At 63.8% G+C, this 26,518-nt stretch carries 22 protein-coding genes; 19 read left to right on the top strand and 3 right to left on the bottom strand.

Annotation, left to right across the window (positions count from 1 at the left end):
• The first annotated feature begins 25 nt into the window (after window positions 1-25).
• The 5 genes from alr to tsaD are packed head-to-tail and all read left to right on the top strand — an operon-like array spanning window position 26 to window position 4,205.
• Window positions 26-1,276, top strand: coding sequence for an alanine racemase (alr, locus tag JOE60_RS12785; protein ID WP_167263472.1), 1,251 nt, complete (start codon window positions 26-28; stop codon window positions 1,274-1,276).
• A complete protein-coding gene (gene tsaE / locus JOE60_RS12780) occupies window positions 1,273-1,869 on the top strand; it encodes a tRNA (adenosine(37)-N6)-threonylcarbamoyltransferase complex ATPase subunit type 1 TsaE (RefSeq protein ID WP_167263470.1) in 597 nt (198 codons plus the stop codon). The genes alr and tsaE overlap by 4 nt, the downstream gene beginning before the upstream one ends.
• A complete protein-coding gene (gene tsaB / locus JOE60_RS12775; protein ID WP_167263468.1) occupies window positions 1,869-2,534 on the top strand; it encodes a tRNA (adenosine(37)-N6)-threonylcarbamoyltransferase complex dimerization subunit type 1 TsaB in 666 nt (221 codons plus the stop codon). The genes tsaE and tsaB overlap by 1 nt, the downstream gene beginning before the upstream one ends.
• A 13-nt stretch (window positions 2,535-2,547) precedes the next feature.
• Window positions 2,548-3,051, top strand: coding sequence for a ribosomal protein S18-alanine N-acetyltransferase (gene rimI / locus JOE60_RS12770; protein ID WP_167263467.1), 504 nt, complete (start codon window positions 2,548-2,550; stop codon window positions 3,049-3,051).
• The gene (gene tsaD, locus JOE60_RS12765; RefSeq protein ID WP_167263465.1) at window positions 3,048-4,205 is read left to right on the top strand and encodes a tRNA (adenosine(37)-N6)-threonylcarbamoyltransferase complex transferase subunit TsaD; all 1,158 of its coding nucleotides are present in this window, start codon (window positions 3,048-3,050) and stop codon (window positions 4,203-4,205) included. The genes rimI and tsaD overlap by 4 nt, the downstream gene beginning before the upstream one ends.
• Before the next feature lies 1 nt (window position 4,206).
• Here tsaD and JOE60_RS12760 read toward each other — a convergent pair whose 3' ends face one another.
• A complete protein-coding gene (locus JOE60_RS12760) occupies window positions 4,207-5,358 on the bottom strand; it encodes a glutamate--cysteine ligase (protein WP_167263463.1) in 1,152 nt (383 codons plus the stop codon).
• Between the two features lie 165 nt (window positions 5,359-5,523).
• On the opposite strand from JOE60_RS12760, the gene JOE60_RS12755 reads away from it, so the two are divergent.
• The 3 genes from JOE60_RS12755 to JOE60_RS12745 are packed head-to-tail and all read left to right on the top strand — an operon-like array spanning window position 5,524 to window position 7,675.
• Window positions 5,524-6,678, top strand: a complete 1,155-nt coding sequence (locus JOE60_RS12755; protein WP_167263461.1) for a GTP-binding protein — start codon at window positions 5,524-5,526, stop codon at window positions 6,676-6,678.
• A gap of 36 nt (window positions 6,679-6,714) precedes the next feature.
• Complete coding sequence (gene ykgO, locus JOE60_RS12750) at window positions 6,715-6,837, top strand: type B 50S ribosomal protein L36 (protein ID WP_011775528.1); 123 nt, start codon at window positions 6,715-6,717, stop codon at window positions 6,835-6,837.
• Window positions 6,838-6,862: 25 nt separating this feature from the next.
• Window positions 6,863-7,675, top strand: coding sequence for a shikimate 5-dehydrogenase (locus JOE60_RS12745; protein WP_167263459.1), 813 nt, complete (start codon window positions 6,863-6,865; stop codon window positions 7,673-7,675).
• 19 nt (window positions 7,676-7,694) lie between these two features.
• Here JOE60_RS12745 and JOE60_RS12740 read toward each other — a convergent pair whose 3' ends face one another.
• Window positions 7,695-8,924 carry a class I SAM-dependent methyltransferase gene (locus JOE60_RS12740; protein ID WP_167263457.1) on the bottom strand — a complete coding sequence of 410 codons (1,230 nt, stop codon included), beginning with the start codon at window positions 8,922-8,924 and terminating at the stop codon, window positions 7,695-7,697.
• 67 nt (window positions 8,925-8,991) lie between these two features.
• On the opposite strand from JOE60_RS12740, the gene JOE60_RS12735 reads away from it, so the two are divergent.
• The 9 genes from JOE60_RS12735 to JOE60_RS12695 all read left to right on the top strand — a co-directional run bounded on the left by JOE60_RS12735 (window position 8,992) and on the right by JOE60_RS12695 (window position 22,739).
• Window positions 8,992-9,354, top strand: coding sequence for a hypothetical protein (locus JOE60_RS12735; RefSeq protein WP_167263455.1), 363 nt, complete (start codon window positions 8,992-8,994; stop codon window positions 9,352-9,354).
• 191 nt (window positions 9,355-9,545) lie between these two features.
• The gene (gene groES / locus JOE60_RS12730; RefSeq protein ID WP_011775524.1) at window positions 9,546-9,842 is read left to right on the top strand and encodes a co-chaperone GroES; all 297 of its coding nucleotides are present in this window, start codon (window positions 9,546-9,548) and stop codon (window positions 9,840-9,842) included.
• Between the two features lie 84 nt (window positions 9,843-9,926).
• Window positions 9,927-11,540, top strand: a complete 1,614-nt coding sequence (gene groL, locus JOE60_RS12725; RefSeq protein WP_167263453.1) for a chaperonin GroEL — start codon at window positions 9,927-9,929, stop codon at window positions 11,538-11,540.
• 167 nt (window positions 11,541-11,707) lie between these two features.
• Window positions 11,708-13,342 (top strand): response regulator transcription factor, encoded by a 1,635-nt coding sequence (locus tag JOE60_RS18490; RefSeq protein WP_167263451.1) that lies wholly within the window; start codon window positions 11,708-11,710, stop codon window positions 13,340-13,342.
• Window positions 13,343-13,423: 81 nt separating this feature from the next.
• Window positions 13,424-14,662: a flavin-containing monooxygenase gene (locus JOE60_RS12715; protein WP_338112510.1), complete on the top strand. Its 1,239-nt coding sequence runs from the start codon at window positions 13,424-13,426 to the stop codon at window positions 14,660-14,662.
• Window positions 14,663-14,858: 196 nt separating this feature from the next.
• Entirely contained in the window at window positions 14,859-16,916 is a 2,058-nt protein-coding gene (locus JOE60_RS12710) for an acyltransferase family protein (RefSeq protein ID WP_167264175.1), read from the top strand.
• A complete protein-coding gene (locus tag JOE60_RS12705) occupies window positions 16,916-18,994 on the top strand; it encodes an acyltransferase family protein (RefSeq protein ID WP_239529082.1) in 2,079 nt (692 codons plus the stop codon). Before JOE60_RS12710 ends, JOE60_RS12705 begins: the two co-directional genes overlap by 1 nt.
• Before the next feature lie 245 nt (window positions 18,995-19,239).
• Window positions 19,240-20,751 carry an IMP dehydrogenase gene (guaB, locus tag JOE60_RS12700; protein ID WP_167263446.1) on the top strand — a complete coding sequence of 504 codons (1,512 nt, stop codon included), beginning with the start codon at window positions 19,240-19,242 and terminating at the stop codon, window positions 20,749-20,751.
• An 89-nt stretch (window positions 20,752-20,840) separates the two neighbouring features.
• Window positions 20,841-22,739: an ABC transporter ATP-binding protein gene (locus JOE60_RS12695; RefSeq protein WP_167263444.1), complete on the top strand. Its 1,899-nt coding sequence runs from the start codon at window positions 20,841-20,843 to the stop codon at window positions 22,737-22,739.
• Here JOE60_RS12695 and JOE60_RS12690 read toward each other — a convergent pair.
• Window positions 22,736-23,392, bottom strand: coding sequence for a hypothetical protein (locus JOE60_RS12690; protein WP_167263442.1), 657 nt, complete (start codon window positions 23,390-23,392; stop codon window positions 22,736-22,738). The two genes, JOE60_RS12695 and JOE60_RS12690, sit on opposite strands and share 4 nt — an antisense overlap.
• 125 nt (window positions 23,393-23,517) lie before the next feature.
• Here JOE60_RS12690 and JOE60_RS12685 point away from each other — a divergent pair, with 125 nt between their 5' ends.
• Window positions 23,518-24,654: a GuaB3 family IMP dehydrogenase-related protein gene (locus JOE60_RS12685; protein ID WP_167263440.1), complete on the top strand. Its 1,137-nt coding sequence runs from the start codon at window positions 23,518-23,520 to the stop codon at window positions 24,652-24,654.
• A gap of 82 nt (window positions 24,655-24,736) precedes the next feature.
• Window positions 24,737-26,491, top strand: coding sequence for a glycerol-3-phosphate dehydrogenase/oxidase (locus JOE60_RS12680; RefSeq protein ID WP_167263438.1), 1,755 nt, complete (start codon window positions 24,737-24,739; stop codon window positions 26,489-26,491).
• Window positions 26,492-26,518 lie beyond the last annotated feature (27 nt).

Below are 26,518 nucleotides of genomic sequence, written 5' to 3'. Positions count from 1 at the left end.
CAGCGGCGCTACTAGAATCTCTAGGGTGACTTATGAAGCGGCAGCAGAAATCGGGATCGGCGCACGGCCTTCGGTAGCAAAGGCAGCGGTGCTGGAACGGTCTGCCGTGATTGACCTTGATGCCGTGCGGCACAACGTCCGGCAGTTCGTAGCCATCGCCTCGCCCGCCGCAGTGATGGCCGTGGTGAAGGCGGACGCGTACGGCCATGGGGCTGTCCACGTTGCCCGGGCCGCCTTGGACGCCGGCGCCCGCTGGCTGGGTGTAGCCCACATCTCGGAAGGGCTCGCCCTGCGTGCCGCCGGTGTGGAGGCGCCGATGCTGGCCTGGTTGCACACCCGCGAGAGCAATTTCCAAGCGGCAGTCGCCGCCGGCATCGACGTCGGAATTTCCGGCTGGGAACTGGACGCCGTGGTCACCGCTGCCCGGGAGCAGGAACGGCCTGCACGCGTCCACCTGAAAGTCGACACCGGTTTGGGCCGCAACGGCTGCACCATCGAGGACTGGGACCAGCTGGTGGGGCAGGCCATGGAATACCAGGACCAGGGACTGCTGCGCGTCGTCGGGATTTTCTCCCACCTTGCCGTGGCGGATGAGCCGCACCGACCGGAAACCGACGAACAGCTGGCCGTCTTCCGGGAGGTGATCGCCATTGCCGAGGACGCGGGGGTGGACGCCGAGGTCCGGCACCTTGCCAACACGCCGGCAACGCTGTCCCGCCCGGATACGCACTTTGACCTGGTGAGGGTTGGCCTGGGCGTGTACGGGTTGTCCCCGTTCGAGGGCGCAACCTCGGCTGAGCTGGGCTTGCACCCCGCCATGACCGTGAGGACGCTGCTGTCCAACTGCAAGAAGGTCCCGCAGGGCCAGGGCGTGTCCTACGGCCTCAACTACCGCACCAGCGGCGAAAGCACCCTGGGGCTGGTGCCCCTGGGCTACGCGGACGGAGTGCCCCGGGTAGCCACAGGCGGCCCCGTCCGGGTCAACGGCGTCACTTACCCCGTAGTGGGCAGGATTGCCATGGACCAAATGGTCATTGATCTGGGGCCGCTGGGCGCTGACGCAGCGGAGTCGCTCAAAGGCTGCGAAGCAGTCATGTTCGGCAGCGGCGCCGCCGGCGGGCCAACAGCCGACGACTGGGCGGCAGCCGCCGGCACCAACAACTACGAGATCGTGACGCGGATCAGCGGCCGCGTGCCACGGACCTACATCAATGAAGCTGCGTCCCCCGGTGTACTGCCGGCGGTCACCGGGGACGCGGAAGCTGCGGCCCTGTGAACCAGTCGGACAGGGACCAGCGGGATAACAACCAGCCGCAGTGGGAACGGACGCTGAAGGTTACGACGGCGGAGCAGACCCACGCGCTCGCAGCAGCGCTGGGTGGGGTACTTGAGGCCGGAGATCTCCTGATTCTCACCGGCGAACTGGGAGCCGGGAAAACAACGTTCACCCAAGGTCTGGGGGAGGGCCTGGGCGTCCGTGCAGGCATCATTTCGCCCACGTTCGTGTTGGTCAGAATCCATCCCCACCTGCCGGACGGTCCACGCCCGGGCGGACCGGACCTGGTGCACGTTGATGCCTACCGCCTTGGGTCTGCCGCCGAAATTGACGACATCGACCTTGAAAACACCATGGACACGTCCGTGACGGTGGTGGAGTGGGGCCGTGACCGGGTGGAACACCTCTCGGAGAGCCGCCTTGAAGTGGAGCTCTACAGGGCCGTGGGCGGCGAGGCTGCCGGGACCCTCGATGATCTTGACTTCGACACCGACGATGACGACGAGCCACGAACCATCGTGTTCCGTGGCTTCGGCCCCCGGTGGAGCACCGTGCCGGATGCGCTGCAGTCTGCCGACCAGGAGGGCCTCTGATGCTGATCCTTGCCATTGATACGTCTGCCGTTGCCAGTGCCGCACTGGTTTCCGATGACGCCGGGGTGCTGGATTCCTTCGCCACCGAGGACACGCGCAGCCACGCGGAGGTCCTTGCCCCGGGTATTCAGGATCTGTTGTCCCGTGCAGCCGTGGCCGGCGCTGACATCGACGCGATCGTCACAGGAGTTGGGCCGGGACCATTCACCGGGCTCCGCTCCGGAATTGCCACGGCCCGCACCTTGGCGTTTGTCTGGAACAAGCCTTTGCATGGCGTGATGAGCCTGGACGCGATCGCCGTGGAGGTGGCAAGTTCCGTGGCCGGCATTTCCGAGTTCCTGGTGGCCACCGATGCCCGCCGCAAAGAGGTCTACTGGGCCCGTTACTCCGTGTCCGGAGATCAGCTGCCGGAGCTGGTGGATGGTCCCCACGTGGGCTTCGCCGCCGGGCTTCCGGACCTGCCCGTCTTCGGGGCTGGTGCGGGTCTTTACGCCACTGAGCTTAAGGCCCATCCGGACTTCGCGGAAACGCAGCCACACGCAGCATCGCTGGGCAGGTTCGCCGTAGCAAAGCTGGGCTTGGGGGAGCCGCTGCTGGATTCCACGCCGCTGTACCTCAGGGAGTCCGATGCGCAGGTACCGGGTCCCAGGAAACGTGCCCTGTGAGGAGCTGGTCATTGTGAAACTTTCCCCCACGCCGGAAGTGGCCGGGGTGACGCTGCGGGACATGACCGAGGCCGACGTCCCCGCCGTTGATGCGCTGGAGCGGCGGCTGTTTCCCGTGGACGCCTGGCCCCTGCACATGTTCTACGACGAGCTGGCCCAGCCGGAGACGCGGCGCTACCTGGTGGCTGAGGTTGACGGCCTCATTGTGGGCTACGCGGGCCTCATGTGCATTGAGCCGATCGCGGATGTCCAGACGATCGCCGTCGTCCCCGAGTTCGAAGGCCGCGGGATCGGTTCGGCTCTCCTGACGTTTCTGGTGGACGAGTCCCGGCGCCGGAAAGCTGCCGACCTCCTCCTGGAAGTCCGGGCCGACAACCCCCGCGCCCAGCAGCTCTACCTTCGCTTCGGGTTCGAACAGATCCATGTGCGTCCCCGGTATTACCGGGACGGGACAGATGCCTTGATCATGAGGCTGGCCCTGAACGACGAAAACACCACGGAAGGATCACCCGCGTGAGCGGCAATGAAACCAAGCAACGCCCCTTGGTCTTGGGCATCGAGTCGTCCTGCGACGAAACCGGCGTGGGGATTGTCCGGGGAACCACCCTGCTGACCAACACGGTGTCCTCCTCCATGGAGGAGCATGTACGCTTTGGCGGTGTCATCCCGGAGATTGCATCCCGGGCACATCTGGACGCCTTTGTGCCCACCCTGCAGGAAGCGCTTCAGGAAGCCGGCGTCACCCTGGACGAGATCGATGCCATCGCCGTGACCTCCGGTCCGGGCCTGGCCGGTGCGCTGATGGTGGGCGTCTGCGCGGCCAAGGCATTGGCTGTTGCCACCGGCAAGCCGCTGTATGCCATCAACCACCTGGTGGCGCATGTGGGCGTGGGGCTGTTGGATCCCCGGCCGGCTCCGGACGGAACGTCACGCGCCAAGGAGAAGCACGACGCCGGTGCTGCCGCCGGCCTGGGTGCCGGCAGCTTGCCGGAAAACCTCGGAGCTTTGCTGGTGTCCGGGGGGCACACGGAGATCCTGCGGATCCGGAACATCACCGATGACGTTGAACTGTTGGGTTCCACCATTGATGACGCAGCCGGCGAAGCCTATGACAAGGTGGCGCGCATCCTTGGACTCGGCTACCCGGGAGGCCCGGCCATCGACAAGCTGGCCAGGCAGGGAAACCCCAAAGCAATCCGGTTCCCGCGCGGACTCAGCCAGCCCAAGTACATGGGGACCGCGGAGCAGCCTGGGCCGCACCGCTACGACTGGTCCTTCAGCGGACTCAAGACCGCGGTGGCGCGCTGCGTGGAACAGTTTGAAGCCCGCGGCGAAGAAGTGCCCGTGGCCGATGTGGCAGCCGCATTCCAGGAAGCCGTGGTTGATGTGATTACGTCCAAAGCTGTGCTGGCCTGCAAGGAGAACGGCATCACCGACCTCCTGCTGGGCGGTGGGGTGGCGGCCAACTCCCGCCTCAGGGAGCTGACCGGCCAGCGGTGCACCTCGGCAGGCATCAAGCTCCAGGTGCCGCCACTGGACGTGTGCACGGACAACGGCGCCATGGTGGCTGCCCTGGGATCACAGCTGATCATGGCAGGAATCGGACCCAGTGGAATTGGCTTCGCACCGGATTCGTCCATGCCCGTGACAGCGGTATCGTTGCCGGCCTGAATCAGGCGTCAGGGCCCTTGCGCATCTGCTGGACCAGGTCCATGACCACTGCCTGCAGGTCGCCGTCGTGGGCGGCGGCTACCCGGCGCTGCCGCTGGTAGCTGGCCCCGCGCTGGATGATTTTGAGGACATCGGCCAGTTCCTCGGAGCAGCCAAGCTTGGCGGCGACGGGCTCAAGGCGGCTGACGGTTTCTGCCAGGTGCTCGGTGACCAGCTGCTCGTTGCCCTCGGCGTCGAGGATGATGATTGCTTCCATGCCGTAGCGGGCGGCACGCCACTTGTTTTCCTGCACATGCCATGGCGGCATGGTGGGAATGCTGCCCCCGGCGTCCAGGATCGAGGAGAACTCGTCCACCAGGCACTGGGTCAGCGCAGCGATGGCTCCCACCTCTTCAAGGCTGGCCAGGCCATCGCAGATCCGCATTTCAATGGTGCCCAGGTTGGACACCGGACGGATGTCCCAACGGATCTCGGAGGTTGAATCGATGACACCCGTGGTGAACATGTCCTGGACGTAGGACTCGTAGGCTTCCCACGTATCGAACTGGAACGGCAACCCGGCGGTGGGAAGTTGCTGGAACATGAGGGCACGCTGGGATGCGTAGCCCGTTTCTTCTCCGGCCCAGAACGGGCTGGAAGCGGAGAGCGCCTGGAAGTGCGGGAAGTAGTTGACCAGGCCGTCAAGGATGGGGAGCACTTTGTCCTTGCGGTCAATGCCCACATGGACGTGTACGCCGTAGATGACCATTTGCCGGCCCCACCATTGGGTCCGCTCAATGAGTTTGGCGTAGCGCTCTTTGTCCGTGACGGGTTGGAGCAGGGGAGGGCTGAAGGGGTGGCTTCCCGCGCAGAAGACTTCCACGCCCATGGTGTCAGTGATTTCGCGGACGGCTGCCAGCGAGCGGCTGAGGTCTTCTTTGGCATCCTTGACGGTTTCGCAGATTCCGGTGACGAGTTCCACGGTGTTCAGCAGCAGTTCCCGCTTGATATGGGGGTGCTCGTCGTCCTCGTTGAGGTCGGGGTGATTGTTCGCTACCCCTTTGAGGACGTCATTCGCTACCGATACGAGTTCGCCGGTGCGTGCATTGACGAGCGCCAACTCCCATTCCACACCCAGTGTCGATTGCCTGGATGGCGCAAAATCAATCTGCACGTAGTCCCCTCGTGATGTCGTCTCAGCCGGACGTTGTTCCCCGCTGCGGGGCCGCCAGCGGTCGGATCAAGTCTAATGCAGCCCGAACCCCGCAGTTTGCGGTGCTGTGGTGGGTTACTTCCCAGGTTCCTTGATATTGAGAACCATTCGCAATAGACTGTCGGCATGCACCTTACAGTCGTCACTTCCCTTGACACCCAGTGCCGTGATGCCGCTGCCCACCGGGTGGGACAAATCCACCCGGAATCGGCCGTGGTCCTGCATGATCTCCTGGATGCGTCCTTGGTCCTCCGCCGGATCTACCGGAACGGCCAACTGGTCGAACGTGAAACAACGCTGCTGGAGCATGGGTGCCTCAGCTGCACTGTGAGGTTGGATGTTGTTCCGACGGCGGAACGGCTCGCAGCCGCGGGCCTCGGCCACGTTGTCCTGGGCTTGCCCCCGGGAGTTGAAGCCGGAATGGCCCTTGCCGAGCTTCGCTACGGGCTCAGCGAACCGGCACGCATAGACAACGCAGTGCTGGCCGTTGACGCCTCGGAGCTGGATGACCAGATCTGGGATCGGCATAGCCTCTTTGAGTCGGGCTTTACTTCTACTCCCCGGGATGAGCGCACCAGCGGGGAGTTCCTCATCAGGGAGTTCTCGCAGGCGGACACTGTGATGGTGTACCCGGGGCTTGGTGCTGGGCTGATGGGGGAGAATCCGGAGGGAACCCGCGCCTGGATGCTGGGCATCGAGTTGCTCGGCCAACTGGCTCCCCATGCGGCCCTGGTGGCGGCAGCAGACACCTTCCAGCCAGGCTGCTTCGACGACGACGAAGCAGCGGCACGCAACCGGCCCGGCGTCGTGCGCATTCCTGTCAGCGAGTCCGATGGTTCATTCCGCACGGTGCTCCACCGTGCTGAACGGCCCCTGCACCCAGGGCGGTTCCGCGATGCCCTGCCGCAGCTGGCCGTGGGCAGCCATTGGCTGCGGGGGCGCCTCTGGATTGCGTCGGCCCCCACCAAACGGATTGTGGTCCAAGGCATCGGGCCCAGGGTCTGGCTCGAAAGTACAGGGACGTGGCTGGCGGATACCGCCGGTGGCACAACCGGTGCGCCTGCGGGGAAACGCGGTGCGGGAGCCGACCCCGACGCTGCCCTTGACTGGCATCCGAGCCATGGCGACCGTGGAACCGTGCTGGCAGTCACAGGACGCAGCAAGGACATTGATCCGGCGGAAATCCGGGACCTTTTGGAAGGCTGCCAACTCACCGCAGCCGAAATGACGATGGCCGCGGGCTCCTGGGAAGACCCCCTGGAGCTCAGCGACGCTCTCTAAGCCACCCCACCAGGAAATACACAAAGGAGAAACACCATGAAGGTCAGGAATTCACTGCGCGCCCTCAAGAAGATCCCGGGGGCGCAGATCGTCCGCAGGCGCGGCCGCACTTTTGTCATCAACAAGAACAACCCGCGGATGAAAGCGCGGCAAGGCTGATCCCACGGCGGTGTTAAATGGGGGAATGCCCATCCTCAACAAAGACATGTCCCTCTGCATTTCGCTTGCTGCCCGGCCCAGCAATATCGGGACCCGGTTCCACAACTATTTGTACGATCTGCTCGGCTTGAACTTTGTGTACAAAGCATTCGCCCCTGCGGACATCGCCCAAGCGGTGGCGGGCATCCGCGGCCTCCCCATTCGGGGTGCCGCGGTGTCCATGCCCTACAAGGAAGCCGTCATTGAGCTGGTGGACGTGATGGACCCCTCGGCCAAAGCGATCGACTCGGTGAACACCATCGTGAACAACCAGGGTGTCCTCACTGCCTACAACACCGACTACATCGCGATCGCGCGCCTCTTGCGGGAGCACCAGGTCCCCAGCGGCCATTCCGTCCTGCTCCGCGGCTCAGGGGGGATGGCCAAGGCTGTTGCGGCCGCCCTCCGCGATGCCGGATTCGGCGCCGTCACCATCCTTGCCCGCAACGAGGAATCCGGCCGCGCACTGGCCGATCTTTACGGCTATGCCTGGCAGGCCGACGTCAATGGATCCACGGCAGACCTCATTATCAACGTCACGCCCCTGGGCATGGCCGGGGCCGATGAAACCGTGCAGTCCTTCGACGAAGCAACCGTTGACGCCGCCTCGGTGGTTTTCGATGTTGTGGCACTGCCCTCCGAGACGCCCCTTATCAAGGCTGCCCGTGCGGCGGGCAAACCGGTGATTACCGGTGCCGAAGTCATTGCCATCCAGGCCGAGGAGCAATTCGTCCTGTACACGGGCGTGCGTCCCACGGCCGATCAGGTACGCGAAGCCTCGGAATTCTCGCGTCGCTGACTGTTGGTGGTGCTGACGTCTAGGCAGTGACCGGTTCCACCACAACAGCCACTCTGTCCTCACCGATCCTGGTGAGGACCAGGGTGGCTGTTTTTGTCCCCAGGGACTTGTCCGGTTTGGCGGGCAGGAGCTGCTTGCGGAGTTCCTCGGGGGTGACCGCTGTGCCGCGCTTTTTGATGTCCAGCACCGTGATTCCGTTGCTCTTGACCCAGGCCTTGAGCGCTTTGACGTTGTACGGCATGACGTCCAGCACTTTGTAGGCGCGGGCAAACGGGGTGTCGTGCAGCTCCGGGGCGCAGATGTAGGCGATGTGTTCGTCCACCAGGTGCCCGTCCAGCCTCTGCGCGACGTCGGCCACCAGGCCTGCGCGGATTACCGCCCCATCGGGTTCGTACAGGTAGCCGGTGACCGGCCCGACGTCGGCTGCCGGACCGCCGTCGAAATTCTCGCCGCTGGTGATTTCCGCGGCGCCCTGGCTGCCGATCACCAAGGCGGCGCGCCGGACTCCGGGGCGTGCCACCGCGTTGAACCAGAGGGTCACTTCCGTGACGTCGCCGCCCACCGACACCCATTGGGCCTCGCAGTTCGCGGGAACGGAGTCGTGCGGCATGCCGGGCCCCATCTTGACCCCCACAGCCCGTCCGGTGGCGGCGACTTGCTCCACGAAGGACAACGGTGGTGAAAAGGCCTCGGGATCCCAGATCCTGGTGGTGCCGGAGGTGGACGTGGTGCGGCGGGCCGGATCCATCCACACGCCGTCGATGCCCTCCAAGTCCACTGCGGTGGCATCGGAGTGGAGCACCTTGGCGTGCGGGAACGGCATGAGGTTGATGGTGGCACAAGCAGCGGTAGTCTCATCCATGTCCACGGCGGTGACCGGGATGTCCATGGAGGCCATGGCCAGGGAGTCGGCGCCCAACCCGCAGCCAAGGTCGGCCACGTGGGTGACGCCGGCGTTGGCGAAGCGCTCGGCGTGGCGGGCAGCTACGTTCAGGCGCGTGGCCTGCTCAAGACCTGCTTTGGTGAAGAGCATGTGGTGGGCAAAATCGCCGAACTTGGCTTCGGCCCGGGTCCGCAACCGGGACTGGGTGAGCACTGCTGCCACCAGGTCCGGGGAGTGGCCGGCCTTGCGGAGCTCGGCGTTGATGCGGAACGCGTCCTCATCCTTGTAAGGGCCCAATGAGCCCAGCAACTCCCACCCTTCGGTGCTGAGAAGGGGTGCAATGTTTTCCTGGGGTGCGTTGGGCATGCGTTCAAGACTAACGCCGTCCGTTATGAAAGTGTGACTCGCTGATCAGCCGGATAGGGTTGTTTTCATGGAAGACAACGCAGCCCCACAGCAGTCCCTCATCACCAGATACGCCCGGCCGGCACTCATCGCCGGGGTGGTGGTTGCCGTGGTGTGCATCGCCCTGCTGATCATTATCTTTGCGTTGGACTCCTTCAATTCAGCCGCCTATTCCGTGACGGGCAAAAGCGTCAATGACGCCACCGAGGAAGCCCGGGAAATCCGTGAAACCTACAGCGGGGCACGCCTCGGAGGGACCATTGCACTGGTGGTCTCCGGCGTGGTTGCCCTGGCAGCCGCGGTCCTCTTGTACCGCAACCGCAGATCCGCCCGGATGGAGGACGGGGACGACGGGGAAGATCTGGGTCTTGAGGACCTCAGGGGCCAGTAGGGTCCGTTCACCCATGACGAAATGCTGGCACTCACCTTGACCGAGTGCTAACGCTTACATAGAGTCGTATTAGCACTCTCCCCCGGAGGGTGCTAACCACGCCAAGCGTCTTCCGGCACCGCGACGACGGATGCACGCTCCGGCACCCCAGTTCTTAGTCCATGAATCAGCTCATGAAAAGGAGAGTCCGAGTGTCGGTCTCGATTAAGCCTCTTGAGGATCGTATTGTTGTTCGCCCGCTCGAAGCAGAGCAGACCACGGCTTCCGGCCTGGTCATTCCGGACTCCGCACAGGAGAAGCCGCAGGAAGGCGAAGTTGTTGCAATCGGCCCCGGCCGCTTCGATGACAACGGAAACCGCGTACCGGTTGACGTAGCTGTTGGCGACGTCGTCATCTACTCCAAGTACGGTGGAACCGAAGTCAAGACCGGCGGCAACGAGTACCTCGTTCTGTCCGCCCGCGACGTCCTTGCGATCGTCGTAAAGTAACTTCCCGGAGCCCCGCACCGCCGTCGCGTTGGAATTATTCCAGCCGTCAGCGGTGCGGGTTTTCTGTCTTGAAAGGACACAACCATGGCAAAGCAGCTTGCTTTTAACGATGCTGCCCGCCGGTCTCTTGAGGCCGGTATCGACAAGCTCGCCAACACTGTCAAGGTGACGCTTGGCCCGCGCGGCCGCAACGTCGTGCTGGACAAGAAGTGGGGCGCTCCCACGATCACCAACGACGGCGTCACCATTGCACGCGAAGTTGAGCTTGATGACCCCTACGAGAACCTTGGTGCACAGCTGGCCAAGGAAGTAGCTACCAAGACCAACGATGTTGCCGGCGACGGCACCACCACGGCCACCGTCCTTGCCCAGGCACTGGTCAAGGAAGGCCTGCGCAACGTTGCAGCAGGTGCGGCTCCCGGCGAGATCAAGCGCGGCATTGAGGTTGCGGTTGAAGCTGTGGCTGCCCGCCTCCTGGAGAACGCCCGCGAAGTCGAAGGCACCCAGGTTGCCAACGTTGCCGCCATCTCCGCGCAGAGCGACGAGGTTGGCGAACTGCTGGCCGAAGCGTTCGGCAAGGTAGGCAAAGACGGTGTCATCACCATCGAAGAATCCTCCACCACCCAGACCGAACTGGTGCTCACCGAGGGCATGCAGTTCGACAAGGGCTACTTGTCTCCGTACTTCGTCACCGACGCAGAGCGCCAGGAAGCCGTCCTTGAAGACGCCCTGATCCTGATCAACCAGGGCAAGATCTCCTCTCTGCAGGACTTCCTGCCGCTGCTGGAGAAGGCATTGCAGGCCAACAAGCCGCTCTTCATCATTGCTGAAGACATCGAAGGCGAAGCCCTGTCCACGCTGATCGTCAACCGCATCCGCGGCACCCTCAACGTTGTTGCCGTCAAGGCTCCGGGCTTCGGCGACCGCCGCAAGGCCATGCTCCAGGACATCGCCACGCTCACGGGAGCCCAGGTTGTTTCCCCTGACCTGGGCCTCACGCTGGACAGCGTTGGCCTCGAGGTGCTGGGTACTGCCCGCCGCATCACGGTCACCAAGGACAACACCACCATTGTTGACGGTGCCGGTTCCGCGCAGGACGTTGCGGACCGCGTTGCACAGCTGCGCGCCGAACTTGGCCGGACGGATTCCGACTGGGACAAGGAAAAGCTGCAGGAACGCCTGGCCAAGCTGGCCGGCGGCATCGGCGTGATCAAGGTTGGCGCTGCCACCGAGGTTGAGCTGAAGGAAAAGAAGCACCGCATTGAGGACGCTGTTTCCTCCACGCGTGCAGCCCTTGAAGAGGGCATCGTCTCCGGCGGCGGTTCCGCCCTCATCCACGCCCTCAAGGCACTGGACGAGTCCCCGGCCGTCAAGGCACTGGAAGGTGACGCAGCTGCTGCTGTGGGCATCGTCCGCCGCGCCCTGGTTCAGCCCCTCCGCTGGATCGCCCAGAACGCCGGCTTCGACGGCTTCGTTGTTGTTGCCAAGGTTTCCGAGCTGGAAGCCAACCACGGCTTCAACGCCAAGTCCGGCGAGTACGAGGACCTGATCGCCGCTGGCGTGATCGACCCCGTCAAGGTCACCCGTTCGGCTCTCCGCAACGCTGCTTCCATCGCCGCCTTGGTTCTCACCACTGAGACCCTGGTTGCTGAAAAGCCGGTTGAGGAAGAAGACTCACACGCAGGTCACCAGCACTAAGCTGACCGCCTGAAAAGAACCCCGGCCACGTTGCTTCGTAGCCGGGGTTCTTTGCTGTCTGCGGCCGCTTCCCGCCCGCTATTGTGGGGGCACGACGGCGGGAGTAACCTGACGCTCACACGGCCCGGCGGGTGGTGCTCCAGCCTGCCGCTGCCGCAGGATTCGTCATGACGCTACCGGCAACCGCTCTGGATTTGGGACGCTCGGCCTTCACGGAACGCCGCTGGCGCGAGGCTTTGGAGTGCCTGAGGCGCGCCGACCTTGACGGCGGCATTCCACCCCAGGACCTGGAAACACTGGCCTCCCTGGCGATGCTGCTGGGCTTCCACAAAGAGGGGACAGAAAATCTTGGCAGGGCGCATCACGAGTACCTGACCATTGGCGATACCGACAGCGCTGCCCGCTGCGCTGCATGGTTGGTGATGTTCCTGCTGGATATGGGGGAGCATGCGCGTGGAAGCGGTTGGCTGTCCAAGGCCAATCATGGGCTGGAGGGGGTGCAAGGTCCCAGCACCGGCAAAGGCTACTTGCTGATACCTGCAGCCCTGGGAACCCTGCGTGGCGGTGATCCGGCGGCCAGCCACACGATGTTCCGCAAGGCACTTGCCCTTGGCTTGTCCCTGGGTGAAACGGACCTCACGGCCATGGCCCGGCTGGGAGTGGGCACCACCCTGGTGGCGCTGGGAAAGCCCGATGAAGGGATGCGGCTGCTGGACGAGGTGATGCTTGAAGTGACGGGCGGCGAAGTCTCGCCCATCCCCACGGGGATCATCTATTGCGCCGTGTTGGGCAGTTGCCGCGTGGCCCAGGATGTTGGCCGCGCCCAGGAATGGACGGCTGCACTGCAGGAATGGTGCGGGGAACGCCCGGACATGGTGATGTTCGGCGGACAATGCCAGGCCTACCGGGCCGAACTGCTGATACTCCATGGTGCATGGGACCAGGCGCTGGAGGTGGCCCGCGCTGGTGAAGACCGTGTCCGTAAGGGTGACCCCGATGCTACTTTCGGCGCGTGGTACCAGGAGGCGGAGGTGTGCAGGCTCCGGGGCAGGTGGGCAGAAGCGGAACGGGCCTATCGGGTTGCTGCTGGCACAGGTTTTGAACCCGAGCCCGGATTGGCGCTGCTCAGGTTGGCGTGCGGTAAAACAGCCGAGGCAAGGTCCCGGGTGGAACGCGCTGCGGCAGCAGCCGATCCCGCCAACCGACGGCGGCTGCTTCCCGCCGTCGTGGAGATCAGCCTCGGAGCGGGAGACGTTGCCGCGGCCCGGGCCGCCGTCGACGAGTTGGTGGCTCCCCTCAACGGCAGCAACCGGCCGCTGGAGTTGGCCGGTGCCGCCCAATCGGAGGCCGCTGTCCTCCTGGCCGAAGGCAATGCCAATGCTGCCTTGTCCACGGCCCGCCAGGCATGGCGGCTCTGGTTCAGCCTTGAAGCTCCGTTCCCGGCGGCGGTGGCGCGGGTCATGGCGGGGCGGGCCTGCGCTGCCCTGGGTGATGACGATTCCGCCGCCATGGAATACGAGGCGGCCGCGGGGGAGTTCGCTGACTTGGGCGCAGCACCGGCCCTGGCCGGCGTGCTGGAGCTGGCAGCTGCCAAGAGCACGGGTAAATCCGTGCTGACTGCACGCGAGATGGAGGTGGTGGCGCTGATCGCCGGCGGCCTCTCCAATAAAGCGATAGCCCACCAGTTGTTCCTCAGCGAAAAGACGGTGGCACGCCACGTCAGCAACGTTTTGACCAAACTGGACGTGCCCTCCCGCGCTGCAGCCACCAGTTATGCATTCGAGCACGGACTTCTGCACTGACGTGGTTTTCCGCCGTGGTCTTTCAGCCGTGATCTTTCAGCCCTTGGTCTTTTGGCACTGCCCAGTGGAGGTCCCGGCCAGATGCGCATTAATACCCATGGCACCATTCCGGCATTGCATATTCCGGCCGATGCGGTCCTGGATTCCTCCCACATAGCGTGGCTGTATCAGGCTTCATTGATCACCGGAAGGATGGCAGCAGCCATGGAAGCACATGAGGTGGACACGGTCATTGTGGGCGGTGGGCAAGCCGGGCTGGCGCTGGCCTACTGGCTGGCGAGGGAGGGGCGGGACTTCGTCATTCTCGACGCAAACGCCAGGCCTGGGGATGCCTGGCGTCAACGGTGGGACTCGCTCAGGCTCTTCACTCCGGCCAAGTACGACTCCTTGCCGGGTGTCCCGTTTCCGGGTGATCGGCTGGATTTCCCTTCCAAGGACACCATGGCCGATTATCTGGAGGATTATGTGGCCCGCTTTGACCTGCCCTTTGTTGGAGGCCGCCGGGTGGAGTCCATCCGTTCAGAGGCGGGGATGTTCCGTACAGAAGTCCTCCCTGCGGACGGCACACGGCAGCTGTGCTGGTCCCGCAACGTGGTGGTTTCCACCGGGGGACACCGGATGCGGCGTGTGCCGGAGTTCGCCGGTGCCTTGGATCCAGGCATTCTCCAACTTCACTCGGATCAGTACAGGAATCCGCAAGCAATAGGCGACGGTGGGGTCTTGGTGGTGGGCCTGGGCAATTCCGGGGCGGAAATTGCGGCGGAGCTCTGTCGCACCCACTCCACGTCCCTGGCGGGCTCACCGCATGGGGAGATGCCCATGAAGCATGGCAGGAATGCGGCCAGGTTCGCGCTGCCGGTGGTGCGCTTTGTGGGCATGCACATCCTCAACGTCAATACTCCGGTGGGAAGGAAGGCGGCGCCGGCGTTCCGGTCCATGGGTGCTCCCCTGATCAGGACCAAGACCAAGGATCTCAAGGCAGCCGGGGTCACTCTTGTCCCTAGGGTGGCAGGCGTCAAGGGCGGCTTGCCGGTGCTCCAGGACGGTTCCCTGGTCAATGCCGGGACGGTCATTTGGTGCACCGGTTATCACGAGGATTATTCGTGGATTGAGCTCCCGGCGTTCAACTCCCAGGGAGTACCGCGCCAAACCAGGGGGGTGGCGGATGATGTTCCAGGGTTGTGCTTCCTTGGCCAGGAGTTCCTGTTTTCAGCAGCCTCGGCCACCCTTCCTGGCGTCACGCGTGATGCCAGGTACCTGGCCCGGCAGCTGGCAAAGGGTGCGGATCGTGAAGTCAGTCACATAAGTTCCGCGGCCTGACATGGTCCGCCCTGAGGGGGCGGGGAGGGATCGCCACAGGTCACGCACAGGTTTGCCTGCCAGAATGCAGGGTCAGGATTGCGCCGAATGACGCGTGCAATGTGATGGCCATCATGCTGGCGGATGGGTCTGGAAGGCCCACCCGCGTATGATGGATGCTTTGTGCCGGAACCTTGAGGAACTGCCTAACGTGACTATGCGAACCGCCCCGCCCCCTGCCCCCTCCGGCAGGCGGGCTTTGGCACCCGTCGCAAAGTCCAAGTTCCGCCCGGAAATCCAGGGTCTGCGGTCGCTGGCCGTCCTGATGGTTGTCAGCTACCACGTGTGGATCGGCAGGGTGTCCGGCGGCGTGGACGTGTTCCTTCTGATCTCCGCCTTCCTCATGACGCTGCAGTTCACGGGCCGCTACAAGCAGGGCAGGCCCATGGGCCTCCTGCGCCATTGGCTCCACTTGTTCCGCCGGTTGCTGCCCGCCGTGGTGGTGGTCCTGCTGGCCACCCTCGTGGCCACCTTCCTGGTGCTGCCGCCCACGCGCTGGGTGGGAGTGGTGGACCAGGGGTGGGCGGCCCTTTTCTACTTCGAGAACTGGCTGCTGCAAGGATTGGCTGTGGACTACTACGCTGCAGACCACAGCCTTGCCAGCCCCCTCCAGCACTTCTGGTCGCTTTCCATCCAGGGGCAGATCTTCATCATCTGGCCCGTTATTTTTGCCACCGTGGCGTTGCTCTGCCGCCGTTACCAGCTGAGGTACCGGGCCACCCTGACCTACGTCTTTGGCGCCATTTTCGTTCTGTCACTTGCGTATTCCGTGATCTTCACGGCGCTGGACCAGGCCGTGGCATACTTCGATACCTTTGCCAGGTTGTGGGAATTCGCCTTGGGGACACTGCTGGCGCTGGTCCTGCCCGGCCTGAACTTCTCCAAGCCCATCCGGGTGCTGATGGGGTGGGCCGGCGTGATCGCCATGCTCAGCTGCGGCGTGGTGCTGCAGGTCCAGACTGCTTTCCCCGGTTTCGTTGCCCTCTGGCCCACTTTGGCGGCCGTCGCCGTCATTGCGGCAGGGCAAACGGGCAGCAGGTTCGGCGTGGACCGGATCCTGAGTTCCAAGTTCCTGGTCCGTTTGGGCGACAATTCCTATGCTCTTTACCTGTGGCACTGGCCCATCCTGGTGCTGGCTTTGGCATGGACCGGCAAGGACCATGCAGGATGGCTTTCCGGAACAGTGATCATCGCCCTGGCGCTGGTGCTGGCGTTCCTCACCACCAAATACGTGGAGAAGCCCTTCCGTGAATGGAAATGGCCGGAGGTCAACCGCCGCCGGTCCGCCATTGCCATCGCAGCATGCCTGGCAGTGGCGTGCTCACCCCTCCTGGGTTTCCAGGTGAAACAGGATCTGGACCTCAAAGCTGCCCAGGCCCAGGCTTTCAATGACAACCCTGGAGCACATGCCCTCTTGCCCGGCTATGTGAACCAGGTCAGCGAGGGCGCAAAGACGCTCCCCACCGCTGAACAGCTGCCACAGGACTGGGCCAACCTGAACGGCCCCTGCCAGGGATCAGCTGTCCCCGAGGAGCAAATCCTCCAGGACAAGTGCCAGCAGAACGATGTTGGCGATGACGCCGCCCGGAACATCCTGGTGCTGGGGGATTCGCACTCGCAGCAGTGGTTGGCCGCGTTGGCTCCGCTTGCTGAAGCCGAGCACTGGAAGGTCACCTCGCTGCTTTTGGGCGGATGCCGTTTCATGCCGGACAATCCGGACGCCGAGAAGGAGTGCAACAGCTTCAACGCTGCAGCCTTCAAATACGCCTCGGAAAAGACGCCCGACGCCGTGTTCACCGTGGGGACGGCGGCCACCCCGTCGTCTCCCGACGAGCAACTGGTGTACGGCTTCGATCAGACGGTAACAACCTTGAATGATCTAGGCATCGAAGTGGTGGCCGTGCGGGACAACCCCCGCTACGACTACAACGTCACCGAGTGCGCCTTGGCCAAGGGTGTGGACAGCGCCGACTGCAAGTCCGACCAAGCCGACGTCCTGGCGTCCCAAAGCCCGTTCGTGGCGGTGGAAGGCGCTTTCGGGAGTGCCGCTTTCCTGGACATGACGGATCTCTTGTGTGACGGAACCACCTGCCCCAGCGTGGTGGGCAACGTCTTCGTCTACCTGGACGACAACCACCTGTCCAAAACGTATGTCACCACCATGAGCGAGATGTTTGGGGAAAGGTGGTTTGCCGCGACGGGGTGGCAGGAATGATGACGGCACAGAAAGGCGCTGTGGCGCCACCAGTGAAGAACAGCCCGACGCCGGAACGCAGCTTCCGCCCGGAGGTCCAGGGCCTGCGCGCCCTGGCTGTGCTGATGGTGGCCGCCTATCACATCTGGCTGGGCAGGGTCTCCGGCGGTGTGGACGTTTTCCTGCTGGTCTCAGCGTTCCTGCTGACGCTGTCCTTCACGCGCAAACTGGAAAACCGCAAGCCCCTGCGCCTGTTGAAGCACTGGCTCCACGTGTTCAAGCGGTTGCTGCCCGCCGCCGTCGTTGTCCTGCTGGCCGTGCTGGTGGGGACGTGGGCCTGGATTCCGCAGAGCCGCTGGCCGGATATTCTCACGGAGGCCTGGGCATCCCTGTTCTACCGCCAGAACTGGCAGCTCGGTGCGTTCGCCGTTGACTACTATGCCCAGCAGCACGTGGACGCCAGCCCCCTTCAACATTTTTGGTCGCTGTCCGTCCAGGGACAGGTGTTCATTCTCTGGCCTCTGATATTTGCCGGCGTGGCCTTGCTGCAGCCGGCGTTGGCCAGGCTCCTCCCGCATCGACGCCCCCTGGGCCACAGGGCCTTGCTCTTGATGGTGTTCGCGGCGGTGTTCGCGGCCTCCCTGGCATTCTCCATCCAGGAGACCTACAGCAACCAGGCGTATGCGTACTTTGATACCCGTGCGCGGCTGTGGGAGTTCGCGCTGGGTTCGCTCCTGGCGTTGTCACTGCCGTACCTGAAACCCGGACGGAAACTCCGCGTTTTCCTCGGCTGGACCGGCATCGTGGCCATGCTTGCCTGCGGCTTGCTTCTTACCGTTGACCGCTCCTTCCCGGGCTTCGTGGCGTTGTGGCCCACCCTCGCCGCGGCGTGTGTCATCGCCGCCGGGCAGAGCGGAAGCCGCTGGGGTGCGGACAGGGTGCTCAGTTCCCGTCCACTGGTGAAGGTGGGAGGCATTTCCTACGCCCTGTACCTGTGGCACTGGCCCATCCTGGTGTTCTTCCTCCTGGTTTCAGGAAGCACCACTCCCACGCTTGTGGAAGGACTGGGCATTATGGCCGGTGCCGGGCTGCTGGCGTGGGCCACCACTAGGTTCGTGGAGGAACCGTTGCGCCGCTGGAAGTGGCCCGACGTACGTTCCTGGCGTGCCGCCGTCGTCATCGCAGCGAGTTGCGCCCTGCTGGCCTTGCCGGTCACGGCGTGGCAGGGTGCCATCACCGCGGAGGCCTCGGCTATTGCTTCCCAACCGCACGAGCTGACGCCGGGTGCGGCCGTGTTGTCGCCGGAGTACGTTGGCCAGCCCTCCGAAGAAGCCAAAATCATCCCGGCGCCGGCTGCCATGAAGGACGAATGGGCCAACGTGGATGAAGCATGTACCGGGGAGAACGTGCCCACCGATCCGGTGCTGGAAGGGTGCCTGCAGAGCGAGAAGCCCGAGGTGGTGACCAAGAAGATCGTGGTTCTTGGCGATTCGCATTCCCAGCAATACATGGCAGCGCTGGGGCCGGTAGCCAAACAGCACGGCTGGGAAGTGGTGACACTCCTCAAGGGCGGCTGCCGGTTTGGCGCGCAATCGAGCGAGCGGGCCGATTTCTGCAACGAGTTCAACCAAGCCAGCTCCGCCTACGTCCTGGAACACAAGCCGGATGCCGTGTTCACCGTGGCCTCGTTGACACATGTGGATGCGCCGTTCGAGACCGAGGTGCCCGGGTACCTGGAAGGCATCAAGCCGTTCACGGATCTTGGCATTGACGTGGTGGGCGTGCGGGACAATCCCCGGTTCAGCTTCAACATGCCGGAGTGCGTCCAGAAGAAGGGCAAGGATTCACCGGACTGCAACCCTCCCATGGAGGAGTCCCTGGCGGCATCCTCGCCGTTGGACGACTACGTCGGCAAGGTGGACCGCTTGTTCCTGATGGACATGAGCGACTTCATATGCGAGCAAGGAACGTGCCCGGCGGTGGTGGGCAACGTGTACGTGTACAAGGACGACAACCACCTCAGCAAGACCTACGTCCAAACCATGGTGCCCATGTTCGAGCAGCGGTTGCTGGCCGCCACCGGATGGTCTGACAGCTGACGGCCCGCGTCTTAAACGAACGACGACGGCGTGTCGCCAGTGCGGTTGCTCACAGTCCGGCTCCGCGGAATATGGCGAACGCCGCAGAGGTTCTAGTATTTATTCAACACCGGCGGCACCACCAGCCGGGAAGTACCAATGTTTGCAGTACCGATGCACAGGCCAGTCCCGTAATGACGGGCTGGTCATCAGTTGCAACCCCTACCAGTTAAGCCCCCGTAGACCCAGGTAAGAGGCGCACACTCATGACCGAGCCCGAACACAATCCTTTTGGCCTTATTGGCCTGACGTACGACGACGTCCTGCTGCTCCCCGGACACACGGATGTCATTCCGTCCGAGGCTGACACTTCCTCCCGTATCTCGCGCCGGATCAGCGTCCAGACACCGCTGCTCTCCGCCGCCATGGACACTGTTACCGAGTCCCGCATGGCCATTGCCATGGCCCGCCAGGGTGGCCTCGGCGTTGTCCACCGCAACCTTTCCATCGATGACCAGGCCGATCATGTGGACCGCGTGAAGCGCAGCGAATCCGGCATGATCACCAACCCGTTGACCATCGGGCCTGAAGCAACGCTGCAGGAACTGGACGAGCTGTGCTCCCGCTACCGTGTCTCCGGCCTGCCCGTCGTAGACGTGGACGGCCGGCTGTTGGGCATCGTCACCAACCGCGACACCCGCTTCATTCCGGAGTCCGATTTCCCGTTCCGCAGTGTCAGCGACACCATGACCAAGATGCCCCTGATCACCGGTCACGTGGGCATCAGCCGCGAGGAAGCCTCGCACAAGCTCGCCACCAACAAGATCGAGAAGCTCCCCTTGGTGGATGAGCAGGGCCGGTTGAAGGGCCTGATCACCACCAAGGACTTCACCAAGGCCGAGCAGTACCCGCTGGCCACCAAGGATGACGAAGGCCGCCTCCGCGTGGGTGCCGCCATTGGCTTCTTTGGCGATGGCTGGGAGCGCGCCATGAAGCTCGTTGACGCCGGCGTGGACGCACTGTTCGTGGACACGGCCAACGGCCACTCCCAAGGCGTGCTGGACATGATCCGCCGCCTCAAGTCGGATCCCGTTGCAGCACACGTGGATGTGATTGGTGGACAGGCAGCTACGCGTGAAGGCGCCCAGGCACTGATCGACGCTGGAGCCGATGGCATCAAGGTGGGCGTCGGACCCGGTTCCATCTGCACTACCCGCGTGGTGGCAGGCGTAGGCGTTCCGCAGATCACGGCCATTTACGAGTCCGCCAAGGCAGCTATCCCGGCGGGCGTCCCGCTGATCGCCGACGGCGGCCTCCAGTACTCGGGCGACATCGGAAAGGCCCTGGTGGCCGGCGCCGACACCGTCATGCTGGGCTCGCTCCTGGCCGGTTGCGAGGAATCCCCGGGTGACCTGATTTTCGTCAACGGAAAGCAGTTCAAGAGCTACCGCGGCATGGGTTCGCTGGGAGCCATGCAGTCCCGTGGCAAGAACACCTCCTACTCCAAGGACCGCTACTTCCAGGCGGACGTTTCCGGCGACGACAAGCTCATCCCGGAAGGCATCGAAGGCCGCGTGGCCTACCGTGGGCCGTTGGCTTCGGTGGCGTACCAGCTGGTTGGCGGCCTGCGCCAGACCATGTTCTACACGGGCGCCCCCACCATTCCCGAACTCAAGGCCCGCGGAAAGTTTGTCCGCATCACACCCGCCGGCTTGAAGGAATCGCACCCGCACGACATCCAGATGACGGTTGAAGCCCCCAACTACAACAGCCGTTAGCATTCAGCAGTTCCCCGTGGCGCAGGCCGCGGGAAACTGCTGTTTAACGGGATGGAAATTTTGTCAGGGCAGGGGAATAGGCTGGATGCATGTCTGAAAAGTCCGCGCAACCGCGGCATCCGGAATCGGTCCGGCTGAATCCCACCCCACCGGGCCAAACACCGTCCCGTAAGTTGGCCCTGCGTCCGTACGCACGCGCCGTCGGGCAGGTCTTGAAGGTGAGCTTCCAGGCATCGCCGGCCGCCGTCATCATGAAGGTTGTGGGCTCCCTGATCTCGGCCACGCTGCCGCTGGTCACCACCTACTTCGCCGCGATGACCACCACAGCGTTGGCCGCCGGCTACGCGGGGGACCCCAATGCCGGTCCGCAGGCCATACTGTACGTGGTCATCACCGCGGCACTTGGGCTGTTGTGGGGCGCTTTCAACAGCGTGGACCGCTACATTCAGCAACTCATGAGCTTCAAAGTGGGCGCCATTGTGGGAGATCAGATGTACCAGCGCTTCCTGGCGTTGGAGTTCTGGCGCTACGACGACAAAGAAACGGTGGACCTGTACGACCGCGCCAAGCGGTTCTCCGATTCCTATGCCCGGGTGCTGGACCGCATCGCCGCCATCTTCACCCAACTGGTGTCGGTGATTCTGGCTATCGGCGCCCTGGTGCTGGTCAGTTGGTGGATTGCCGTGATTGTCCTGGTGGCGATTGTGCCCAGCGTCTACCTGCAGTTCAAGCTTTCCCGTGAACAGATTGCGCATTGGAACACCCAGGTGGATTCCCGTCGCCAGCGGCGGATGATTGAACAGAACCTCCTGCGCCCACAGCACATTGCCGAGATGCGCCTCTACGGAATCGTGGGATACCTCATGGACCTGCGGTCGCGGCTCAGGGATGCCGATGAGCGCAGGCGCCTGGACTTCCAAAAGCGCTACATTCCCAAGCAATTGGCTGCCGACGCCCTGCAATACGGCGCGGAAGTGGTCTCACTGATCTGGGTGGTGGGGCAGATCATTGGCAGGGCGCAGCCGGTAGGACAGTTCCTGTACGTCCAGCAAATCGTCAGCCGTGCGCTGTCCACCGCCAACAACCTGGTGTCCTCCCTCAGCTCCATTGACGAGGACCTGGCAAACCTCAAGGACTACGAACTTTTCATGGACCTGCCGGTGCCCAACGGACGTGAAAGACCGCTGGAACGGTCACCGCGCACCGTGGAGCTCCGGGACATCCGCTTCAGCTACACGGGCAGCGACATCGAGGTCATCAAGGGCATCACCATGACCATCACAGCCGGCCAGCACATTGCGATTGTGGGGGAGAACGGCGCGGGAAAGTCCACCCTGATCCGCATCCTCGCAGGGCTGTACAAGCCTGACTCCGGCCAGGTGCTGCTGGATGGCGTGGACCTGGCCGGAATTGACGTCACCAGCTGGCACCGGCATCTTGCAGTCCTGAGCCAGGAGTTCCTCAAGTACGAGTTCGCCACTGCGGCCGAGAACATTTACCTGGGCGATGTTGACGCTCCACGGGACGACGCCAGGGTCCGCAAGGCTGCCACCGATGCCGAGGCCATGGAGTTCATCAACAAACTGCCCAACGGGCTGGAAAACCACGTCAGCAATTGGATGGAAGATCCCCGGGGCCGCAAGGGAAGCGGTCTCTCAGGAGGGCAGTGGCAGAGGCTGGCCATGGCGCGCAACTTCTACCGCGACGCCTCCTTCATGGTGATGGATGAACCTACCTCCGCCATTGACGCACTGGCTGAACACCGGATCTTCACCCGGCTTTTCGCGGACCGCAGCAGCACCATCATTGCCATCAGCCACCGCCTGGCCACCATCGAAAAGGCCGATATCGTCTACATGCTGGAAGACGGCCGGATCGCTGAGCAAGGCACCCACCAAGAACTGGTGGCGTTGGGCGGAAGGTACTTCCGGATGTTCGAATCCCAACTCCCGGCAGACGAGGCCAGCCGTAACCTCCCGGGGACCTAGAGCGGACCGTATCCCGCCTCACCATAGGGGTCCCGCCACGTGGCAAGGTCCTGTTCCAGGAGCGCCCGGAAGCGCGGATCATCAGCGGCTTTGCGACGAAGTGATTCCCTTGAACGGCCCACTATGGTGGCCGGGACGATGATCGCGGCCGTGAGGAGGCTGAGCATGAACCCAAGGACCGTGGCCAGCGTCAGCAGGGAGGAGGGGTCCTGCCACGTTGATGGTGTGGCCGTCAAGGCGAACACCCCCATGAAGACCAACAAGATGAACCCCACGAAGAAAAGCGCCCCCCGCAAATTACCGGGCCCGCGGTTAACCAGTGCCCGGTTTGTTCGCGGCAACCGGTCCTTGGCGCGAGCGTAGAAGATGGAGCAGAGAACGCCAATCCCCGCACCTGGAACGGCCAGGGAGGGGAGAACCGCAGGAGCTCCCAGCCTCAGGGCGAGGATGGCTCCCAGGAGGACAAGGACTGCGCCCAGGCAGATTCCCCCGGCCCAGGCACCCATGAAGGAGCCCCGCGCGCTGGCGAGTTCGCGCAGGCGGGAAGGTGCGGTCGCCGGCGTAATGGCTGAGAGTTCCGGGGAAAGCCAGTATTCCAGCGGGCGGGCAGGGTGCGGAACGGGCATGGGGCCTTGGCCGCCGTCCGGGCGCATGTGCCACCCCTTTTCATGTTTTGTTGGTGTTGTCGCAGGTTACCGGATTCCTCTGATGCCTCTGCCGGGGACACACTTTAATTCCCGAATCGGGGTTCGGGAAGGGGTCAAGTAAAGTAAGAGCCGTGACTTATGAGATTGAGATTGGCCGTGGCAAGCGTGGGCGTCGTGCCTACTCACTGGATGACATCGCGATTGTCCCCAACCGCCGGACCCGTGACCCCAAGGACGTTTCCGTCTCTTGGCAGATCGATGCCTACAAGTTCGAAACTCCCGTCATCGCTGCCCCCATGGACTCGGTGATGTCCCCGGACACGGCCATCGCCTTCGGCAAGCTCGGTGGACTGGGTGTCCTTGACCTCGAGGGACTGTGGACCCGGTACGAGGACCCGCAGAAGGTGCTCGATGAGATCGCCGGCCTTGCCGACCAGACCAGCAGCCCCTCCGTCACCCGCCGCATGCAGGAGCTCTACCAGGCACCGATCCAGCCTGAGCTCATCACCTCCCGCCTCGCGGAGATCCGCGCCGCCGGTGTCACAGTCGCTGGTTCCTTGACCCCGCAGCGCACCCAGGAACACTACAAAACCATGGTGGCCGCCGGCGTCGACATCTTCGTGATCCGCGGAACCACCGTGTCCGCCGAGCACGTCTCCAAGAACCATGAGCCGCTGAACCTCAAGCAGTTCATCTACGAACTCGACGTCCCCGTAATCGTTGGTGGAGCGGCCGGCTACACCCCTGCCCTGCACCTGATGCGCACCGGCGCTGCCGGTGTCCTTGTTGGCTTCGGTGGCGGCGCCACCACCACCACACGCCGCGCGCTGGGCATCCATTCGCCCATGGCGTCCGCTATTTCCGACGTCGCAGCAGCCCGCCGCGACTACATGGACGAGTCCGGCGGCCGTTACGTCCACGTCATTGCCGACGGCGGCATGGGCAGCTCGGGCGACATCGTCAAGGCCATCGCCATGGGAGCCGACGCAGTGATGCTTGGAAGCGCCCTGGCACGCGCTGAGGAAGCACCCGGCCGCGGCTGGCACTGGGGCCCCGAGGCCCACCACCTGGAGTCCCCGCGCGGCGACCGCGTGAACGTCGGAACCGTTGGTCCCCTGGAGGAGGTCCTCTTCGGCCCCGGCCACCACACCGATGGCACGTCCAACCTGATCGGTGCGCTTCGTCGCTCCATGGCCACCACCGGATACTCGGACCTCAAAGAGTTCCAGCGCGTCGACGTCGTGGTGTCGCCCTACGCCGGCAACTGAGCCCCCAACTGGCCCTGCCGGAGGCGGCAGCCAGCAAGTAGGGTAGGGGACTACCAGCAGGTTGCGTTTGAGGAGGGGTCCGATGAGCAATGTCGCAGGCGGTCCGCAGGTGAATTCCCCGGGAGCACTCAGCCCGGAGTCCCGCGCCGCATCCATTGATGTCCTGAAAGCCACAGCCCAGCCAGGCAAGGAATTGGACATCCTGATCGTCGGTGGCGGCGTGGTGGGTGCCGGGGCTGCCCTGGATGCCGTAACCCGTGGCCTGAGCGTCGGAATTGTTGAGGCCCGGGACTGGGCCTCCGGCACCTCTTCACGCTCCTCGAAGCTCATCCATGGCGGCCTGAGGTACCTGGAGATGCTGGACTTCGGGCTGGTCCAGGAAGCGCTCCAGGAGCGTGGTTTGCTGATCCAGAGGATTGCACCGCACCTGGTCCGCCCGGTACCTTTCCTGTACCCGCTGACCAGGCGTTTCTGGGAGCGTCCGTACGTCGGCGCCGGCATCATGCTCTACGACACCTTGGGACTGACCTCCGGCAACAGCCGTGGCGTGCCCATGCACAAACACCTTTTCCGGCGCGGAACGCTGCGGGCCGCTCCCAGCCTGAAAGATGACGCGTTCGTTGGGTCCATCCGCTACTACGACGCCCAAGTGGATGATGCCCGCCTGGTGGTGAACGTCGTCAGGACGGCGGCCCATTACGGAGCCCACGCTGCCAACCGCGTACGCGTGGTCGACTTCCTGCGGGAGGGTGAGCGGGTTGTCGGCGCCACCGTGGAGAACGTCGAAGACGGCAGTGTGTTCGATGTTCGGGCCAAGCAGGTGGTCAATGCCACCGGTGTGTGGACGGACGAGACGCAAGCCATGGTCACGGACCGGGGCCAACTGAAAGTCCGCGCCTCCAAGGGGATCCACTTGGTGGTCCCGCGTGACCGGTTCCAGTCCACCGTTGGCCTGATTCTTCGTACGGAAAAATCGGTACTGTTCGTGATTCCCTGGGGGCGGCACTGGATCATCGGCACCACTGATACCGAATGGACGCTGGACAAGGCCCACCCTGCTGCTTCCAGCAAGGACATCGACTATGTGCTGGACCACGTCAACAAGGTCCTGAAGCGGCCCCTGACACGTGAAGACGTGGAAGGTGTCTACGCAGGCCTCCGGCCGCTCCTGGCAGGAGACAACGACTCCACTGCCAAGCTTTCGCGGGAGCATGTGGTGGCCCACCCTGTGCCCGGCCTTGTGGTGGTTGCCGGTGGCAAGTACACCACCTACCGGATCATGGCCAAGGACGCCGTGGACGAGGCAACCAGGGCCATGGATGAGCGGGTTCCCTCCAGTTGCACGGACACTATCCCGCTTCTTGGCGCCGAGGGATTCAAAGCAGCGTGGAACCGCCGCAGCAGGTCCGCGGAACGGTCCGGGGTCCACGTGGCCCGGGTTGAGCACCTGCTGAACCGCTTTGGGTCGTTGACTCCCGAAGTCCTGGACATCATCTCAGCAAGGCCTGAACTGGGCGAAGCGCTGCCAGGAGCAGACGATTACCTGGCAGGGGAGGTGGTGTATGCAACCACCCACGAGGGGGCCCGTCACATTGATGACGTGCTGACGCGCAGGACCCGCATTTCCATCGAGTCATGGGACCGGGGTGTGTCTGCTGCTCCGGTTGTAGCTAAGCTGATGGGAGAAATCCTTGGTTGGAGCGAGGCTCAACGAGACAGCGAAATCAAGCATTATCTGGCGCGTGTGGATGCTGAACGTCTCAGTCAGCAGCAACCCGATGATGAATCGGCGGACGCGGCACGCATGGGAGTGGAGGACATTGTTCCCCTTCGCTGACCGGCACAGGAAAATGCGGCCCGCGGG

The organism is Paenarthrobacter ilicis, assembly GCF_016907545.1.
GTDB lineage: Bacteria > Actinomycetota > Actinomycetes > Actinomycetales > Micrococcaceae > Arthrobacter > Arthrobacter ilicis.
Note: the sequence above shows the minus strand (reverse complement) of the source record. Positions and strands in the feature narration are given on the sequence as shown.

Bases quoted from the DNA above. Each gene is read 5' to 3' on its own strand.
- guaB (WP_167263446.1), top strand. From the start codon at position 19,240: ATGACCGAGCCCGAACACAATCCTTTTGGCCTTATTGGCCTGACGTAC.
- JOE60_RS12755 (WP_167263461.1), top strand. From the start codon at position 5,524: ATGCACCTTACAGTCGTCACTTCCCTTGACACCCAGTGCCGTGATGCC.
- JOE60_RS12710 (WP_167264175.1), top strand. From the start codon at position 14,859: ATGCGAACCGCCCCGCCCCCTGCCCCCTCCGGCAGGCGGGCTTTGGCA.
- groL (WP_167263453.1), top strand. From the start codon at position 9,927: ATGGCAAAGCAGCTTGCTTTTAACGATGCTGCCCGCCGGTCTCTTGAG.
- JOE60_RS12680 (WP_167263438.1), top strand. From the start codon at position 24,737: ATGAGCAATGTCGCAGGCGGTCCGCAGGTGAATTCCCCGGGAGCACTC.
- JOE60_RS12705 (WP_239529082.1), top strand. From the start codon at position 16,916: ATGACGGCACAGAAAGGCGCTGTGGCGCCACCAGTGAAGAACAGCCCG.
- ykgO (WP_011775528.1), top strand. From the start codon at position 6,715: ATGAAGGTCAGGAATTCACTGCGCGCCCTCAAGAAGATCCCGGGGGCG.
- JOE60_RS18490 (WP_167263451.1), top strand. From the start codon at position 11,708: ATGACGCTACCGGCAACCGCTCTGGATTTGGGACGCTCGGCCTTCACG.
- JOE60_RS12745 (WP_167263459.1), top strand. From the start codon at position 6,863: ATGCCCATCCTCAACAAAGACATGTCCCTCTGCATTTCGCTTGCTGCC.
- tsaB (WP_167263468.1), top strand. From the start codon at position 1,869: ATGCTGATCCTTGCCATTGATACGTCTGCCGTTGCCAGTGCCGCACTG.
- JOE60_RS12740 (WP_167263457.1), bottom strand. From the start codon at position 8,924: ATGCCCAACGCACCCCAGGAAAACATTGCACCCCTTCTCAGCACCGAA.
- JOE60_RS12735 (WP_167263455.1), top strand. From the start codon at position 8,992: ATGGAAGACAACGCAGCCCCACAGCAGTCCCTCATCACCAGATACGCC.
- JOE60_RS12715 (WP_338112510.1), top strand. From the start codon at position 13,424: ATGCGCATTAATACCCATGGCACCATTCCGGCATTGCATATTCCGGCC.
- JOE60_RS12695 (WP_167263444.1), top strand. From the start codon at position 20,841: ATGTCTGAAAAGTCCGCGCAACCGCGGCATCCGGAATCGGTCCGGCTG.
- JOE60_RS12690 (WP_167263442.1), bottom strand. From the start codon at position 23,392: ATGCGCCCGGACGGCGGCCAAGGCCCCATGCCCGTTCCGCACCCTGCC.